Source organism: Paraglaciecola psychrophila 170, from assembly GCF_000347635.1.
Lineage (GTDB): Bacteria > Pseudomonadota > Gammaproteobacteria > Enterobacterales > Alteromonadaceae > Paraglaciecola > Paraglaciecola psychrophila.
This window is the reverse complement of the sequence record NC_020514.1, coordinates 1,212,671-1,230,051: the sequence shown is the minus strand read 5'-3', so window position 1 is coordinate 1,230,051 and position 17,381 is coordinate 1,212,671. Positions and strand designations below refer to the sequence as shown.

The window sequence follows — 17,381 nt, the reverse complement described above, 5'->3', positions numbered from 1 at the left end:
TATGTATTTATTAACGACCTAGGTCATGCGCTTCATAGCACAGATTTTGTTGCCTGCAGGGTCTCGAAGATAAGCTAAATATAACTTCATCGCACCGCCATCACGCACACCAGGAGGATCTTCACAAGCTACTCCACCGTTTGCTAGACCAGCTGCATGCCATGCATCACCAAGTTCTGTGGTTTCGACTGCAAACCCCAAAGTACTGCCATTACCGTGACACGCAGGCTCACCATTAATGGGTACACTTAGACCCAAAATACCTGTTTTAGTGAAATAGAAACAACGACCCTTAGGATCAATTGTCCCTTCGTCATATCCCAGTGCACCTAGTATGGCATCGTAAAACTTCTTTGACTCTTGTATATCGTTAGCACCTAACATCACATGACTGAACATAAAATTTCCTTTGGTTTAATTGGAATTCAATTCATTAGTTGCAACTAGTTTACGCACAAATTGATAAAAACAGAATTTTTCGTAGTTATGATCGGTTGTAAGTTTTATGAAGTTATAAAACTGAACGCAGCCAATACCAACCTTTCACTCGAATCAAAATAAATAGGCGGTTTAGATCCTTTGCAGGCATTATTGGTTGCCTATTGACAGGCAAGTATGTGCCAACTGCGGACATATTGAGATATATAGCAAGATATTATTTACTTCAGAAATACTGTTTCGAAAATGTATTTTAGACTAGTCTGGTGTTGACGAAAACGGGAAGCTTCATATATGTACTTAAGAGTAATCGCAGATATTTCAGGAATACAAATCGACACAAGCAATACTAAGAGTACTGAAGTGTACTCAATAGAATTGATTAGTGGTACGGCACGTATTATTCCTAAGAAATCTGAAGGGCAAAATCCTCAATTCTCTGTTGAATATGATGAAAAAATAACACCACCGATCAATATTAAGCTGTTACTAAATGCTTTTTGTGATGGGAAGCGCCCAGATACAGGTAAAAAAGCCACTCTTTTAGAACATCTTAAAATGAGAGGCGGAGAAGATTGTGGGTTGGAACATTTTCCCGATGAGTTATCTATTTACTTAAAGCGAATCGAAACTAATGCAACACAACGTGTCAAATCTTTTGTATCTGTTTTGCGGTGGCGATTTAATTTAGATTCAAAGGCTAAACCAATATCGTCCTTAAATGCTTATTGCTCACACAGCTTGAAGGGCCCGTGGATATATATTAGTGATTTAGAAAATAGGATTATGTACGGGGAAGATAAAAGAGTTTCTATAGAAAACGTAATATCACCTGATTTTCTTGAGTTCTTTGCATCTTCGGAATCTGAACCGATAGGCCACGAGCTTTATAGGGAAGCGAGGGATATTCTCAGTGTGAGTAAACGGGGAGCATTGGTTCTTGGAGTTGCTTCAGTTGAAGTTCGCTTAAAAGAGCTTATAGGTGAGGCTTTTCCTAGTGTGAATTGGCTGATAACTGAAGTGCAATCTCCTCCATTAGTTAAGATTTTCAAGCACTACATTCCTGAACTATTTGAAGAATATAAGGATTCAATTATTAAGTTTAGGGAAACAAAGCACATGAGACAAATTACTAAAGCAATTGAACTAAGAAACAACATATCCCATAGAGGAGCTGATGCTGATACGGGTTGGGTAGTGGTTGATTTTATAGATTCTGCTGAGCAATTTGTATGGTTCTGTGACTTTCTTGCTGGATATCTCTGGGCTGAAGACAATTTTGATCAGATAACTAAAAAGTGTTTTATTAATAGCCCTACAGAGCGTCTGTAATTATATTTTTCAATGTGCGTTTTTAGAAAGAATTTAAATCTTCAAATTGCCACTTTCCCAGTTTTTGTGATCGTAAATGGACCTCAATTTTATGTCCGCTTTTCGCTCATTGCAGCCTTTTAGCTCTGCTTGACTATAGTCCTATAAGTGTCAATCATGAGTATTAGAAACAATGTCATCGACTGACTTTAATGGCAAATTGCGTCTTTTAGGTTTGATGTAGATTACTTCCATAACTAGTAAATTTCAGATTTCAGATTTCAATTAAAGTACATCCTATGTTCAGTAATTCAATCATATCTAAAATCATGCTAAATTTTGTATACATTTTTAAATTTGAATACAAAAATGAAGATCAAAAACTTTATATCAGACCTCAGCCTATCCGCTATTAGTGCCGGTTTTATCGCGGTATTAGTCGGTTATGCCAGTGCATGGGCGATTGTATATCAAGCAGCGATTGCCGCTGGCGCTAGCAATGAAATAATTGAATCATGGATATGGGCCTTGGGTATGAGCATGGGACTGGGCTGTTTAGGCTTATCGTTGTATTACAAACGCCCCATCATCATTGCTTGGTCCACTCCAGGTGCCGCATTACTGGCCAGCACACTCAGCGGTAATAGTGTTAGCGAAGCTATTGGTATTTTTGTATTTGTTGGGGTGTTAACTCTGCTAACTGGTTTGTCTGGTTGGTTCGATGCTTTAACCAAACGTATCCCTTTGCCATTAGCTTCGGCCATGTTGGCTGGTATATTAGTTCAGTTTGGCTTGAGTATATTTACCTCACTACAAAGTGATCCGCTAATGGTGGGGATAATGCTAGTGACTTTTCTATTCGCCAAAAGGTGGTTACCTCGGTATGCAATAGTGGCAGTGCTACTAGCCGGATTTGTTTGTGCTTATTCCTTTGAGTTAATCAACCTACAGCAAGTCAGATGGTCGCTAGCTACGCCAGTTTGGACATGGCCAGAATTCAATTTAAGTTTGTTGATAGGTGTAGGGTTACCCCTGTTCGTCGTGACCATGACGTCACAAAATGTGCCGGGCATTGCGATTTTACGCGCCACTGGTCATAACCAAGCGCCGGTATCCCCGATACTCAGTTGGACAGGTGGACTAAACGTATTGTTCGCGCCTTTTGGTGCTTTCACTTTAAATTTGGCGGCTATTACAGCGGCCATATGTGCCAGTGAAGAGGCTCACCCTGATCCAGATAAACGTTATATTGCGGGAGTATTCGCAGGGGCATTTAATATACTGGCGGGTATTTGTGGCGCCACTGTAGTGAGTTTGTTTGCGGCTTTTCCCGCTGCCATGATTGCGGCGTTAGCAGGCTTGGCTTTGTTGGGTATTATTGGCGCAAGTTTACAATCGACATTTGAGCAGCCCGACTATCGTGATGCTGCCTTGATAACCTTTTTAGTGACGGCCTCTGGTGTGTCTTTTTTCAATATCGCCTCAGCATTTTGGGGTATTACCATTGGGCTTGGCACATTGGCCATTAGCCGTTTTGCGAGGGCGTAATTTATGACTGACAAACAGCCAGCAGAAGCCTTATATCAGCAATTAAAACAAGATATCCGTGACAATAAGCTGCCTATAGCGAGTCCTTTAAAACAACAACAATTGGCCGCTGACTATGGCGTCAGTCGTATCCCTATTCGTGATGTGTTGCAGCGATTAAAAAATGAGGGTTGGCTAACGCAAAGCGGAAAACGAGGGGTGATGGTGCATCCGTTAAGTGCGACCGAAGCAGAAGACTTATACATAATGCGTATGTATCTAGAGCCACTTATTCTTGGTCACGCCATGCCAAAGCTCAATCACCAAATATTGGGACAAGCCACTGATATTTTAGAACAACTGCAGCAACCAAAGCTCAGTATTGCCCAACATGGTGAACTCAATTGGCAGTTTCATGCTTGTCTTTATGGCTTAGCTAAAAGGCCTACTCTGTTTAATATCGCCAACCTGCATCAACTTTGTTCACGTTATATTGGATTTCATTCTGTTGAGCTAGATTATTTAGAAATCAGTCAGCAACAGCATTACCAGCTATTAGAAGCTATAAAAGCCAAACAACTAGGCAAGGCTAGAGCCATCTTAAGGCAACATATTGCTAAAGCTGGTGAGACCTTAGTGGCTTATTTACATAAAAACATGCATTTTTAAAATTGACAAATACTCGATTAAATTTGGTCGTCAAAACCGTATTGATCTAAGGAACTTTCTAATGCGGCCATACCTGCTGGTAAATCTAGTTTTTGGCCAAGACAATTAAAACTGGCGCCAAACGCGTGCAAGGTGCGAAATAAGTTATGAGCGCGGCATTGTTCACCCATCTGCCCAATACGTACTATATTGGCACCAAACGAACCGGATATTTCAACTTTGTAGCGATTAGACATCGTGCTGAGTAATTGTTTACCTTCAACCCCATCAGGCAGATTTATCCCCACAACAGAATTTAAGCGAGCTGCGGGCTTAACGTGCAGCGATAACCCCATAGCTTCAATCCCTGCTTGCAACGCTTTGGAACTTCGTAAGTGACGGTCAAATCTCACTTTCAGGGTTTCTGTACAGACCAATCTTAAGGCTTCGTGTATAGCTAATATACCTGAAACAGGTGCCGTGTAATGATAGGCTTTTTTATACCAGAATTGATCAGCCAACTTTGCATCTAAACACCAATGACGCAATTGGTAAGTGCGCGACTCAATATGTTGCCAAGCCTTATCAGAAAAACCGATTAACGACACGCCGGGAATACATGACAAACCTTTCTGACCGCCGGTAATCACCGCGTCTATACCCCACTCGTCCATATCAAATTCCATGGTACTCAAGGTACAAACGGCATCCACAATCACTAAGCAGTTATGTTCTTTGGCGGCTGCAGCGATAGCTGCCAAGTTAGTATTACAGACGGTACTTGAGGTTTCACCTTGGACTATGGTCAACACTTGAGGATGATTTTGTGCAATATAGTCTGCTACCACTTCTGGGTCTGCACTTTGTCCTTTTTCTACCACCAAACGCACTACGTTAGCTTCAACACGCTCGGCCATTTCGGCTAAACGATTACTGAAAAAACCACTACACACACTAAGTACTTTACTGCCCGGCAAAACCAAATTCGCCACGGCCATTTCCATCGCCGCAGAGCCCGGACCCGCAACACCTAATATATGCCCGGTCTCGGTCTGAAACACATAACGCGTCATCAACTTTACCTGTTCAATAATCTGCGCCATAGTGTCGCCCAAATGATTGATCACGATACCATTTGCCGCAGCCACTCTAGCTGGAATTGGTACGGGCCCCGCCCCCATCATTAACAAAGGTTCTTCGGGTAAAATATTGTCTAAAGACAAAATACCTTGAGGCGATTTAATACGCACATTTATTCCTTATTTCAATGGATTGAGTGAATACTGCCGGTAAAATAAACCCAACAATGAGCGGCAAGTATTTCTATACTTTACCGCAGATTGCTCAAGTTATAGACGCGTATTTCAGCGCAATAGATGAAGAAAATGCTGATGTTTATGATATTGGTCAATCACATCATTGATAACGGCTTGTTTCGACCATCCCATAATATCGTAATCTTGCCCACCTTCGGCCAAATGCACTTCAGCTCGATAATAAGTATGGTCGTCACTACCTTCTTGAAATTCCTCGTTATCTGGCGAGTAACTAGGTTGACGGTATTTTTCGCACTTCACGCCGAATACAAATGAATGCTCACTGCCGTATTGAACATTCAAACTCAACATGCCTGATTCATTGACTATCTCAGACTCGACTTGGTTTTTAGCCAATTCTAGACAGACCTTATCCAAAGCTGGTCGCGCTGTTGTATCAATAAAATGGGTAACGGCTGTTTTGTTAGGAAATTGAATAATTGACGATAATCGTTGCTCCCAACCACTGTCAGTAGTGGAAGGATGTGGATGCAAGTTCATCGCCAGACTGGCCTTTTTATGGTTTTCGATTCGTAGCGCTTTTATAAGCCCCACTAAAGAAAGCAGCAGAATAATGGAAAAAGGTAAAGCTGTCGCAATGGTCATCGTTTGCAGGGCATTTAGACCACCCGCGGTCAGCAATATTGCCGCAACAAGACCTACGCCTACAGCCCAATAAATGCGTTGCCAAATCGGTGTATCATTTCTGCCATGCGAGCAGAGCATATCAACCACCATTGCCCCCGAATCGCATGATGTCACAAAGAACACCACAACCATCAAGGTCGCAATACCACTTAAGAATTGTTGAAATGGGAAGTTTTCTAAAAATACAAATAACGCGACAGGCGCATTTGTACTGACCATCTCACCCAAATTGTCTACACCCTGAGTATAAATAAGATCTATCGCAGAATTACCGAACACTGTCATCCAAAATAACGTAAAAGCAGTGGGGATAACCAAAACACCAATAACAAATTCACGGATAGTTCTACCACGAGAAATTCGAGCAATAAAAAGTCCAACAAAAGGTGCCCAAGCTAGCCACCAGCCCCAATAAAAAATAGTCCAACCACCAATCCAGTCAGTCTTATCGTAGGCAAATAAATTAAACGTATTACGCACAATATCAGACAGGTACGCCCCAGTATTTTGTACATAAGCGGCAAGCAAAAACACGGTGGGTCCTAAAATCAAAATGAATAAAAGTAATGCAATAGCCAAAATCATATTCAGTTCTGACAAGCGGCGAATACCCTTATCTAAACCAGTGGCAACTGAAACAATGGCAACAGCAATAATGCCGATCATTAAATAAATTTGGACAGGTATGGACTCTTCTAAGCCAAACAAATAGCTTAGCCCAGAGTTTATTTGTGCTGCACCCAAGCCTAGGGAGGTAGCGATACCGAAGACAGTGCTCACCACAGCAAGAATATCTACTGTATGGCCAGCCCAGCCATAAATGCGATCGCCAATCATAGGATACAAAGCAGAGCGTAAGGTGAGGGGTAAATTTAGTCTAAAACTAAAATAGGCTAAGATTAAACCGACTACCGCATAGATTGCCCAAGCATGTAATCCCCAATGAAAGAAGGTCATTTTCATCGCTTCTCGCACCGCTTCTGTTGTGCCTTGCGTTGCGGTAGGGGGTGATAAAAAATGCATTACCGGTTCGGCGACACCAAAGAACATCAACCCAATTCCCATACCCGCAGCAAATAACATCGATAGCCAACTAGGCAAGGAAAAGTCAGGTTTACAGTGATCTGGACCAAGGCGTATTTCCCCAAAGCTAGAAAAGCCGACATATAACACGGTGAGCAAAATGATCGCTACCGACACCACGTAAAACCAACTACCATTTTTAATGATAACGCTTTGTAAGTTAGTAAAAAAAACATCCGCCGCTTGCGGCGTTATCAATGCAAATAAAACTAAAGCTAAAATTGATAATGAAGAAAGATAAAAAACGGGGCGATTTAGGTGTTGATCTATTCGGGTTAGAGCCACTTATGCAAGCCTGTATTCGGTTTATTGATATTCAATATACCCTATCCCATAGTTCTTTTAAACTCGCAATATAATTAGGATGCTACGCATTTAATTGGTATTCATCTTTAGGTGCTGCTAGGAATCACTTTAGAAATAAGCTTGCGAGTGTGCTATGTTGGTCTACGCCATATTGAAATAAAATCGTATTCGAATTAATTATCGTAATCATTCGAATTAATTATTGTAAGCATTGGGTCTAAAAATAAAAGTATCATCCCTTGGCAGTGCATGCAAAAGACACAAAGGTTCTTACCATATGAACAAGACTAAAATTAGCTGTGCCATCGTAACAGCACTTGCACTTAACCCTGCAATAGCACAAGAAAAGCCAGCAAAAGCACAAATTGAAACCATTCAGGTTACCGCCACTAAAAGAACCGAATCAATACAGGATATACCTGTATCTGTTTCTGCGTTAAACGGTGAGGCGCTAGAAAATCTAGGCGTTGAAAGCTTTGGTGATTACGTAGAATTTCTTCCAAATGTTGTTTTCCAAGGCACAGGCCCCGGTCAAAATGAGATTTATATCCGAGGTGCAGCAACTACACAAACCAATATCTCAGTGTCCTCTGTACAGGCATTACAACCGTCCGTTGCGTTTTATCTCGATGAACAACCCGTTTCCATGCAAGGAAGAAACTTAGACGTTTATGCTGCAGATATGGAAAGAATCGAAGTATTGCCCGGTCCACAAGGCACACTCTTTGGTGCAAGTTCACAGTCAGGCACAGTGCGAATGATCAGTAAAAAACCTGATCACTCTGGTTTTCTGGTGGCATGGATGTGAATATTGGTAGTACTAAAGGCGGCGAAATGAGTAATTCCGTTGAAGCTTTATGAACTTTACGCCTACCGATGAACTAGCAATACGCGTAGTCGCTTACAATGACAAACAAGGTGGATGGATTGACAATATCCTGAATAAACCTGGCCAAGGCGGCTACATTGGCAGCGCTGTTGTTATTGATAGAATATCCGGTGGCGTTTTAACTGACCCACAAAACACTCCTATTATTTCACCTGAAAATGGCAAGTTAGTAGAAGATGATACCAACGATGCTATATATGCAGGTGTTAGATTTGGTATGTCGTATTTGATCAATAACGATTGGTCATTGTTGGTGCAGCACACCGCTCAGTCTCTTGAAACCGAAGGCGTATTCTCTTACGACCCTAACCTTGAGGGTGAAAGCTCTGTTAACCGTTTTACACCTGAAGACAATGATGATGAGTTCGGACTCACCACTTGGACTTTAAAAGGGCGTTTAGACAAGCTTGATGTGGTGTACACTGGTGGTTATTTAGACCGTGAAATCAGCTCTACTATCGATTACACCGGTTATACCAACGGCGGTTTGTATTCAGCCTTCTATGTGTGCCAGTACGGTTCATCAGTTGCAGCAGAAGATGAAGTCTGCCTAGACCCAACTAAGTATTATAAAGAAAATACAGATACTTCGCGTATAACGCACGAGCTTAGATTCAACACCGATGTAGATAATGCGTGGCGTGTGACTGCGGGTATTTTCTATGATGATCAAGAACTTGGAACCGTAGGCCAATTCAATATTGCCAGTACAGATAAGTTCCCTGAACTTGCAAGAGTACTTCCAGGTAGTGAAGGAATTAATTCTGACGGTGGACCGTTCGAGTCAGGCATCAGTTTTGTCAACGATGTGACCCACACCATCGAACAAGTGGCAGTATTTGGTCAGGTTGAATACGATCTTACCGATCAGCTAACCGCTACCTTGGGCGCACGTTGGTATCAAATTGATGACACCTTTAAAGGCTCAACAACCAGCACTGATGTTAGCCGTAGAATTCGTGCCTTTGGTACTCAAGATCCTGCCGAATTAGACCTAGCAACAGGTGGTGATGGTCCAGGAGTTCTTCAAGCAGCCATTGCAAGCGGTCAATTAGATGTAAGTTTATTAGATGATAGCGGCACATTAACAGTCGACGATACTATTTTTAAAGCCTCGTTAGATTACAAAATGAATGACGACATATTATTATTTACGACTTACTCAGAAGGATTTAGACCACCGGTTACCAACCGTCAAGGTGGTGACCTTGCGAGTAATCAAAGTGGGGCATTTAATGGTTTCAGAATACCCGTTTACTCTACTACAGATAGCCTTGATAACTTCGAGGTAGGCATGAAAGGTGACTTTTTAGATGGTATTTTAAGGGTAAATGCCACGGCTTTTTATTCTGAAATTACTGACCTACAAACGTCACGATATGACCCAACCAATATTAGCTTTTTAGTATTTACCGATAATGTGGGTGATGCCGAGATAAAAGGGATAGACGCTGATATTACGTGGTTAGCGTCGGACAACTTAGTTATCAACGCGGCCTTTAGTTTGCTCGATACAGAATTATCCCGTGTTAATGCTGAACTAGCTGGTATTGCGCCAGGAGTAGGCGCACGACTACCCTATTCAGCTGAGTTTTCAGGTAATATTCGTGCACGTTATTACTTCGAACTTGACGATGGTTACAACGGTTATTTCAATGCATCTGTCAGTTATACAGGTGATCGTTTAGCCGGGATGTCAATGGATGCCTATGTGACCGAAGACGCGACACGATTGATCTATGGTACTGGCTCCGGTTTACCGATTCAAAATGAAGCGGCAACATACGACGGCACCTCATTCCAAGACTCGAATGGCGATGTTTTCCAAGGTGGACGTTACATTCAAGAAAGCTATGCGATTGCTAATGTATCTGTTGGTATCACCAAAGACGACTGGAAAGCCGAGTTTTATATCGATAACCTCACTGACGAAAGTGCTGTGTTGTACATCGATACTCAGCAATTTACGCCAAAGGTTGTGACTAACCGTCCTCGCACATTAGGATTGAGACTGTCTTACGATTTTTATTAAGATAGTTATTTAGTTGTAAATAAAGGCAAGCTTTTAGCTTGCCTTTATTATTATACCCATACCAACTCAAAATGACGGATTCAGCGGGAATTTAAAGCGGTTTAGGCAAGGCGGACATTTGTAGGCCTAGTAATCTAAGTCAAAAATGGCCAACGCAGCGCTCGGCGCCCGACATAAATCGCTTTAAAACCCGCCCTAAAGGGAACGACTGGGGCACTCCACTTCTGCGTTGCGCCAATTCAGAAGGTGGTCGACATTCAGTCATTGACGCGCCTTGAATTGAAGCGCCCCAGTCGTTCTGAAACGCGCATTTTGAGGTGGTATGGGTATAAGTATGGAAAAATCTGGGCAGCAATCATAATTTGATCGTAGTATAGAATTAAATCATTTGGAGTTAACACGTGGCAGAAAACGTCAGTAAACAAAGCACCAAAAACCACATTAAGATTGACGATATCAAACGTGCACTTCAATCAGGCGACACTGAAAACGCCATATCACTTTCAAAGCAAGGACTAAGAAACCTAGAAGACTCTGTAGAAAAGACTCAAGAAAACACCCAGGAAAAAGCTGATGTACTATATATTCTAGCTGTTGCACAGCGAACTAAAGGCTTGATTGGTGAAGCAACTGAAACAATCAAAACACTCATCGCAACTGAACCAAATCACGCACGTGCCCATCAAGAAAATGGCTATCTATCACTAAGCGCAGGCAACAAGCCTAACGCAGCAACAGCGTTTGCCAGAGCCACTAAGCTTAATCCAGCATTGTTATCCAGTTGGCAAAAATTAGCGCCTCTTTACAGTGAGCTGAACCATCCTGAAGCGCACACATTCGCCACACAACGGATCAATTACCTTGCTCAACTACCAGTTGAAATACGTGGCGCGCAAGATCTTATGTATGAGGGAAAGTTAGGTATAGCTGATAAAGTTTGTCGACGTTTTTTACAAAATCATAAACATCATGCTGAAACCATGCTGCTGTTGGCTGAAATCGGTATCAGATTAAAACTCTATCATGAAGCCGAGTTCCTCTTAGAGAGTTGCATTGAAATACACCCAACCTATGAAGCCGCAAGAGCAGAGTTTGTACAATTATTATCTAAACTAGGTAAATTTAGCCAAGCCAAACAACAGGCTGAAATTTTACTCAACAAACACCCTGATAATATCCAATATCTAGCAGCAAAAGCCAGCGCAATGGTGGGAGTAGGTGAAGTTGAACCCGCTATCGTACTTTATCAACAAGTCATACATGACGCGCGTAACGAACTTCCCGGTATACAGCTGCTACTTGGCCATGCTAACAAAGCAAACGGTAACATCGAACAGGCAGTAGCCGCTTATCAACAAGCTTACAAAATTCGCCCTGACTTCGGTGATGCCTATTGGAGTTTGGCTAATACTAAAACCTATCGATTCAGCGATAACGAACTAGCCTTGATGCAGGCTCAACTGGATAAAATCGATATTGAACAAGACGACAAAATCCATCTTGAGTTTGCGCTGGCGAAAGCCTATGAAGATCGCCAACAATTCGACACAGCTTTTAGTTATTACCAAAATGGTAATACTTTAAAAAACCACAGCAGTCATTATTCTCAATCCAAGATGAGTGAACAAGTTACAGCTCAAAAAGCGGTGTTCAATACAGATTTTTTCAGCATGCACCAAGATGTAGGCGACCAAACACCTGCCCCCATTTTTATAGTAGGGCTTCCTAGAGCTGGTTCGACTTTATTAGAACAAATACTCGCGTCTCACTCGCAAGTAGATGGCACTATGGAGTTACACAATGTGATGGGGGTAGCAGCAAGATTAAGCGGAAGTAAAAGCGGTTACCCAAACGTTGTTAATGAAATTGACAATGAATACTTTGCTCGTTTTGGTAAACAATTTATTGAAGACACCCGATGCTATCGCCAAGGGGCTGCCTTTTTTATAGATAAGATGCCAAATAACTTTATGCATATTGGCTTAATCAAAGCCATGTTGCCCAATGCCAAAATAATTGACGCTAGGCGTGATCCCATTGCGTGTTGTTTTAGTGGTTATAAACAACTGTTTGCTGAAGGTCATGAATTTTCGTATGACTTAGACAATCTCGTTCACTATTACCAGTCTTATCAATCTTTAATGGCACATTGGGATGAAGTATTACCCGGCTTTGTTTTAAAAGTTCAGCACGAAGACGTAATAGACGATCTGGAGACTCAGGTTAGGCGCATATTAGATTTTTGCCAGTTACCCTTTGAATCATCTTGTTTGCACTTTTATAAAACCAAACGCACTATAAAAACCCCTAGCTCAGAGCAGGTTCGCCAACCCATTAATTCTTCCGCAAGAGACCAATGGAAGAAATTTGAGACCCACCTCAGTCCATTAACGCATACATTTTCAGCTAAATAACCCGTCCCAAGGTGACGCTTGCATAGGGCAATGATGTTTTTGTCTATAACTAAACATATATCGTCATGTTCTTATTTGTAATACTTTTGCTTAGAGTTCACAACTATTGAGACCACCAACAGATGTACAAACAAAAACTTTTTTACTTTGGACTAACCACTGCATTCATTTTGCTTGTAGCATTAACCCGTACCGCGATTTCTGCACACCTTACGCGAGAAAACCTCAAACAAAGTACCATTGCACAATCATTACTGGTTGAGCACCAACAGCTTTCAAGCATCTCCTATCGATTATTCAAACAACTGACTGACGAAGTCATTTTGGTCAAAATGCTAATCAAGCCAATGTCCGCAAGAAACAGGCATTGATTGGGCAGTCATTGACCAACATCAGAAGGTTAGAGTTAGAACAGCGTGAAGCGCTAGGTGTGGATTTTACTCAAGGTAGTGTTGAGGATACCGACGAGCTAGAGCAACTCTTATACGAAATTATTAAGGAGTTTAAACTAGTAGTAGTAAGTATGAATACCGCTCCTCTTTATCAGCAAGAAAGGCTGCGTAGCCTGCTAGAAGTGACTATCGACGACCAGTTTAGGGAAGCGATAAACTCGGCAGTGTCTCGTCAAAGTCGAGTGGTTGCGGCGATAAATGCCAAAATTGATACCCTTAATACCGTTATGGTGTGGTTTACGATTGGCCTTGGTGCGTTGTCTTTACCATTGATAATTTATGGCTGTTACTGGTTATTCAATCGGCTTTATCAACCGCTGATACTCATAAGAAACACAACTAATGCCATTGCATCAGGACAATATCAACAACCCATTTCAGAAAAATTGGATTATGAATTCCAATAACTTGTGGAATCAATTAATCAACTCGCAGCCCAACTTCAATAGCATAAAGCGAATGAGACGAAATCAAGAAAACACTTGGAGTTTACAGTAGAGCAGCGCACCAGAGAGCTTACTAATGCTAACTTAAAACTTACAAAAATCGATTCTAGGCGTCGCCAATTCATAGCCGATGTATCCCATGAACTCAGAACACCATTGACTATTATTCGTGGAGAAGCACAAGTCACACTGAGGCTTAAATCTGCATGCGAGGAAGATTATCAAGCCACATTGACAGCTATATTAGAACAATCGGTCAACCTAAGCAGATTAGTGGATGATTTACTGCTCTAAACCCGGGCAGAAATGAACCAATTAATTTAGAAGTTAGCGCCACCAAAATCAAACCTCTGTTACTTACAGAGGTGCTAAAATGGCAAAGGCTTCATCATGAGCGCAATATTCCATTATCTACAGACTCAATATCTGAGACTTCAGTAGTGTCTATCGATGCACCGAGAATTCAACAGGTGTTATCTATTTTGCTCGATAACGCTATCAAGTACTCACCCCCAGATTTACCCGTAGAAGTGAGTGTGAAACTGAGTGACAGCCTTATTAGCATTTCTATAAAAGACTCAGGTAAAGGTATTTCAGCCACTGAAATTGAAAATATATTTGAACGCTTTGTGCGTTTCAGTAAACATAATCAAGGACTTGGATTAGGCTTACCCGTAGCCAAGGCAATTATAGAAGCCCATGGCGGAAAAATAACGGTAGAATCTGTTCTAGGCGAAGGCTCTATTTTTTCAGTTACATTACATATAGAACAAACCCAATGACAATTTTGTTAGCCGATGATGAAAGGCCCTTATTGAATTTTTTAGAACGTGGATTAAGGGCAGAAGGATATGAATGCTCGACCCTAAGTGAATTGCACGAAGTGTTACCTTACATCAGCAAAAACACCCCTGAAATTGTAGTACTTGACAGACTATTTGGCTCTGAAGACAGTTTAACTATCGTCGAGGCTATAAAAGCCCTGCCCTCCCCACCCATGATATTGATTTTAACCGCATTAGACGACGTCAGCGAACAGGTCAATGGATTACAAAAAGGGGCGGATGATTATTTATGTAAACCCTTTGATTTCGACGAGTTACTGGCGCGCATTGCCGCACTTCGTCGGCGTGCAGATAAATCTGCACCATCTCCTCGTAACACGTTGGGTATTGGTTCTCTTGAATTGGCAATGGATGAACGCACTGCAAGAATAAACGGAACTGAGATTTCATTAACCAAACTAGAATTTGAATTACTGGTTTATCTAACAGAAAACCAAAAAAAAGTATTATCTAGAGAGCGGATTTTAAGTCGGGATTGGCAAACTAAAAGCGAACTCCAAACAAATATTTTCGATGTATACATTAGCCGCTTAAGACGCAAACTGGAGGACCAACCTAAGATCACCATCCAAACATTAAGAGGCAATGGATACAGGCTTAGCTTATTAAACCAAGCCTAATCCATCAAAATTAATGGTAATTAGTTGATTGATGACAATAGCTTGGGGTTAGTTACCAAGTTACGCACACCGTGGGCATGATCTTCTTTAAATATATTATCATCACACCACTTACCAAATGAATTAATATCAACCACTGCAACCTTAGGTCTGACACTCCAACTTACCTGAAGCGGAGAAGCTTTCTCATCATAAGACGGTCCTGTAGTTGAACCTAAATATTCAACAGGCGCGTCCATATTATTTGGCACATTGGGGGCTTAGTAATAACCATTCACTTGATCAACCATTGCTAGGTCTTTAAAATCTAGGGCATCATTATCATTCGTAAGAACCATAACCTGCCCCTCAACTCTAAGATCAAGATTCATTGTACTCTCAGCCAGACAAGCCCCTAAAGTTGGACCCGGCTGTATTTGCGCCGAAGAGTATACATAATGAACTTCAATGGTGTCACCTGATTGTAAAGTGTCGCCTTTAGCGGCGCAGATTTTTCCACTAACAGCTTTCATCTGTGCAGATGAAAGCTTGCCATCATAAATATACCCAGTGTTTGAACCTTTGCCATCGCCATTACCCACATGAGTAGTGAACTGGCCACCACTGTGCTCAGCATTTTTATGGAAATGGATGTTACATAAATTAAGCAGGCTACGATTTGACCCTATTGAAAAAATGACGCGTATTCAAACCATAATCTTGGTCGATATCACGAGGAGATTGAGGACCAAAGCCTTGACCATCAGTATTGGCTTCTAGCGCCGCTCGTTGCGTTGCAACAACGCTAGAGCTCACTGCATTTGCATTCACTGATGCAGACAACACAAAGGTGCTTGTTCAAGCCAAAGCTAAAATACTTTTTTTGTTTACTATATTGATTTTGTTCATTGTTATTCGTGTTAAATAGAATACGGGTAATTTAAAAACGAGCACTTAAACGTCTAAATCGATTATTTGGAGCCCGCTAACGTTTATTCTTATAGACTATGTCAGAGTTATGAAAACATAGCGTTTGTTAACTTTATATTCAGTATTCTAGAACCGATAACCAAGAGTCACTGAGTATATCCAAGAGTCGATCTCGATACTGTCTACTGAGACTTCTGCTGCATTAAGGTTAAATGATGCTCCGGTATCAATATATATCCAACGAAGTGCCCCATTTATAAACCACCTATAGTTGAGCATGTAATCGGCACCCACCTGAGCCGCTAACCCCAAAGAATTATCTAATGACAAATCTTTTAATCCGGCTGCATCGTTTGCTGAAGTAAACTCTTCATCAAAGAATATGGTGTAATTTAAGCCTATACCTAAATATGGCCGAAAATTATTTGAAGCGTTATTAAAATAATAGTTAGGTCATTGTTGGGTGTAAGTGTGTGACTTCACCCAATTGGTCACCAGTACCAAGCAGACCGCTGACGCCAAAAATTACATCACGAACAAAAGGTGTGGCAGTCAATAGCCCAACATTAATATTATTTGTTAAAAAACAAGCAATATTAAGTCCTAACTGGGTATTATTATCTACTGCAACGTTTACCCCTAAGTCACTTCCAACCACAATATTTGTTGAAAAATCGTCAGGACTCACGGTAGCAAACCAGCACGAAGTATCATGTCACCTTGTTCGAAAGCTGTGGCGAATTGGACTGTGGTTAGTGACGTAACAGCAAATAATGTCAGATTACTTTTTTTTATATATTCCTTGTCTAATATTGATTAATCAACACAGTAGAATTTTAAAGAAACAACTTTAAAAAGACTTTACACGAACATTAAGATTAGATTAATAAACAGGAGCGGTGCTTTGCTTCGAGAGGGAAGTAGGCACAATAACTAAAGTAAACCTGCAGTTAAAAATTCATTGACGTTCCTAAACTGTTGATTGATGTAGCGAGCTAACTAATAATTGCTTAAAATATAAAAGATGTGTCAGTCTAACGAAAAAGCACTAAATCTGCGTTTGATAGTCGAGAGAAAAATATGAATAACAAAATTATTGGCATTGTACTAATTGTTCTAGGTGTGGCTTTAGCCTTGTGGGGTTACGATGTATTTGACTCGGCAAGCTCTCAGATTAGCCGTGCATTCAGTGGTGATACTCACATTGAGGCTTGGTTAAGCATGGTTGGCGGTGTTATTTGTGCTGCCATTGGTATCTCCAAGATAAGGTAGAGTCAACCTTATAAACAGTAATTGCATGGCCATATATTTTCAAAGCACCCAACAGATTGTACTAAATAGACTGACTGGGTCAGTGAGTAAAATACATGTTTTTTGCTGACTTAATAACTGCAACCTATGGCTGACTCATTATTATTCATTGAGGTTTATAAATTGAAGATCCCCCTATAGCTGTCCCATATCCACTTTTAGTCTTTTGAAAAATATGTAATTATC

General features: G+C 41.1%; 13 protein-coding genes and 3 pseudogenes. 11 read left to right on the top strand and 5 right to left on the bottom strand.

Going from position 1 to position 17,381, the window contains the following annotated elements; genetic code table 11:
• Positions 1-18: 18 nt before the first annotated feature.
• Positions 19-399, bottom strand: coding sequence for a VOC family protein (locus C427_RS05285; RefSeq protein WP_007639589.1), 381 nt, complete (start codon positions 397-399; stop codon positions 19-21).
• Positions 400-732: 333 nt separating this feature from the next.
• Here C427_RS05285 and C427_RS05280 point away from each other — a divergent pair, with 333 nt between their 5' ends.
• From C427_RS05280 to C427_RS05270, 3 genes are all read left to right on the top strand, one after another.
• A complete protein-coding gene (locus C427_RS05280; protein WP_007639591.1) occupies positions 733-1,770 on the top strand; it encodes a hypothetical protein in 1,038 nt (345 codons plus the stop codon).
• Positions 1,771-2,118: 348 nt separating this feature from the next.
• Positions 2,119-3,297, top strand: coding sequence for a benzoate/H(+) symporter BenE family transporter (locus C427_RS05275; RefSeq protein ID WP_007639593.1), 1,179 nt, complete (start codon positions 2,119-2,121; stop codon positions 3,295-3,297).
• A 3-nt stretch (positions 3,298-3,300) separates the two neighbouring features.
• Entirely contained in the window at positions 3,301-3,945 is a 645-nt protein-coding gene (locus tag C427_RS05270; protein WP_007639595.1) for a GntR family transcriptional regulator, read from the top strand.
• Positions 3,946-3,962: 17 nt separating this feature from the next.
• Here the strand turns inward: C427_RS05270 and C427_RS05265 are convergent, their stop codons facing one another.
• Together C427_RS05265 and C427_RS05260 are read right to left on the bottom strand one after the other, a co-directional pair.
• The gene (locus tag C427_RS05265) at positions 3,963-5,174 is read right to left on the bottom strand and encodes a pyridoxal-phosphate-dependent aminotransferase family protein (protein WP_007639600.1); all 1,212 of its coding nucleotides are present in this window, start codon (positions 5,172-5,174) and stop codon (positions 3,963-3,965) included.
• 114 nt (positions 5,175-5,288) lie between these two features.
• On the bottom strand, positions 5,289-7,256 hold the full coding sequence (locus tag C427_RS05260) for a BCCT family transporter (RefSeq protein WP_081589031.1): 1,968 nt from the start codon (positions 7,254-7,256) through the stop codon (positions 5,289-5,291).
• A 298-nt stretch (positions 7,257-7,554) separates the two neighbouring features.
• Between C427_RS05260 and C427_RS05255 the strand changes: the two are divergent.
• From C427_RS05255 to C427_RS05230, 7 genes and pseudogenes are all read left to right on the top strand, one after another.
• Positions 7,555-10,198 (top strand): annotated as a pseudogene (locus C427_RS05255) (TonB-dependent receptor).
• A gap of 401 nt (positions 10,199-10,599) precedes the next feature.
• Complete coding sequence (locus tag C427_RS05250) at positions 10,600-12,612, top strand: tetratricopeptide repeat-containing sulfotransferase family protein (protein ID WP_007639617.1); 2,013 nt, start codon at positions 10,600-10,602, stop codon at positions 12,610-12,612.
• Between the two features lie 122 nt (positions 12,613-12,734).
• The gene (locus tag C427_RS27105) at positions 12,735-12,983 is read left to right on the top strand and encodes a hypothetical protein (protein ID WP_007639620.1); all 249 of its coding nucleotides are present in this window, start codon (positions 12,735-12,737) and stop codon (positions 12,981-12,983) included.
• Complete coding sequence (locus C427_RS27100; protein WP_034899663.1) at positions 12,980-13,471, top strand: hypothetical protein; 492 nt, start codon at positions 12,980-12,982, stop codon at positions 13,469-13,471. Before C427_RS27105 ends, C427_RS27100 begins: the two co-directional genes overlap by 4 nt.
• A 75-nt stretch (positions 13,472-13,546) precedes the next feature.
• Complete coding sequence (locus tag C427_RS27095; protein WP_015430523.1) at positions 13,547-13,804, top strand: histidine kinase dimerization/phospho-acceptor domain-containing protein; 258 nt, start codon at positions 13,547-13,549, stop codon at positions 13,802-13,804.
• 71 nt (positions 13,805-13,875) lie between these two features.
• Positions 13,876-14,292 (top strand): sensor histidine kinase, encoded by a 417-nt coding sequence (locus C427_RS27090; RefSeq protein ID WP_015430522.1) that lies wholly within the window; start codon positions 13,876-13,878, stop codon positions 14,290-14,292.
• The gene (locus C427_RS05230; RefSeq protein ID WP_007639622.1) at positions 14,289-14,975 is read left to right on the top strand and encodes a response regulator transcription factor; all 687 of its coding nucleotides are present in this window, start codon (positions 14,289-14,291) and stop codon (positions 14,973-14,975) included. The genes C427_RS27090 and C427_RS05230 overlap by 4 nt, the downstream gene beginning before the upstream one ends.
• 20 nt (positions 14,976-14,995) lie before the next feature.
• On the opposite strand, the pseudogene C427_RS27085 reads toward C427_RS05230, so the two are convergent.
• Positions 14,996-15,800 (bottom strand): annotated as a pseudogene (locus C427_RS27085) (delta-class carbonic anhydrase).
• 210 nt (positions 15,801-16,010) lie between these two features.
• A pseudogene (locus C427_RS05215) lies at positions 16,011-16,679 on the bottom strand (OmpW family outer membrane protein).
• Between the two features lie 285 nt (positions 16,680-16,964).
• Here C427_RS05215 and C427_RS05210 point away from each other — a divergent pair.
• On the top strand, positions 16,965-17,156 hold the full coding sequence (locus C427_RS05210) for a DUF3185 family protein (RefSeq protein WP_007639632.1): 192 nt from the start codon (positions 16,965-16,967) through the stop codon (positions 17,154-17,156).
• Positions 17,157-17,381: the final 225 nt, after the last annotated feature.

Bases quoted from the DNA above. Each gene is read 5' to 3' on its own strand.
- C427_RS05270 (WP_007639595.1), top strand. From the start codon at position 3,301: ATGACTGACAAACAGCCAGCAGAAGCCTTATATCAGCAATTAAAACAA.
- C427_RS05275 (WP_007639593.1), top strand. From the start codon at position 2,119: ATGAAGATCAAAAACTTTATATCAGACCTCAGCCTATCCGCTATTAGT.
- C427_RS05210 (WP_007639632.1), top strand. From the start codon at position 16,965: ATGAATAACAAAATTATTGGCATTGTACTAATTGTTCTAGGTGTGGCT.
- C427_RS05230 (WP_007639622.1), top strand. From the start codon at position 14,289: ATGACAATTTTGTTAGCCGATGATGAAAGGCCCTTATTGAATTTTTTA.
- C427_RS05280 (WP_007639591.1), top strand. From the start codon at position 733: ATGTACTTAAGAGTAATCGCAGATATTTCAGGAATACAAATCGACACA.
- C427_RS05285 (WP_007639589.1), bottom strand. From the start codon at position 399: ATGTTCAGTCATGTGATGTTAGGTGCTAACGATATACAAGAGTCAAAG.
- C427_RS27105 (WP_007639620.1), top strand. From the start codon at position 12,735: ATGTACAAACAAAAACTTTTTTACTTTGGACTAACCACTGCATTCATT.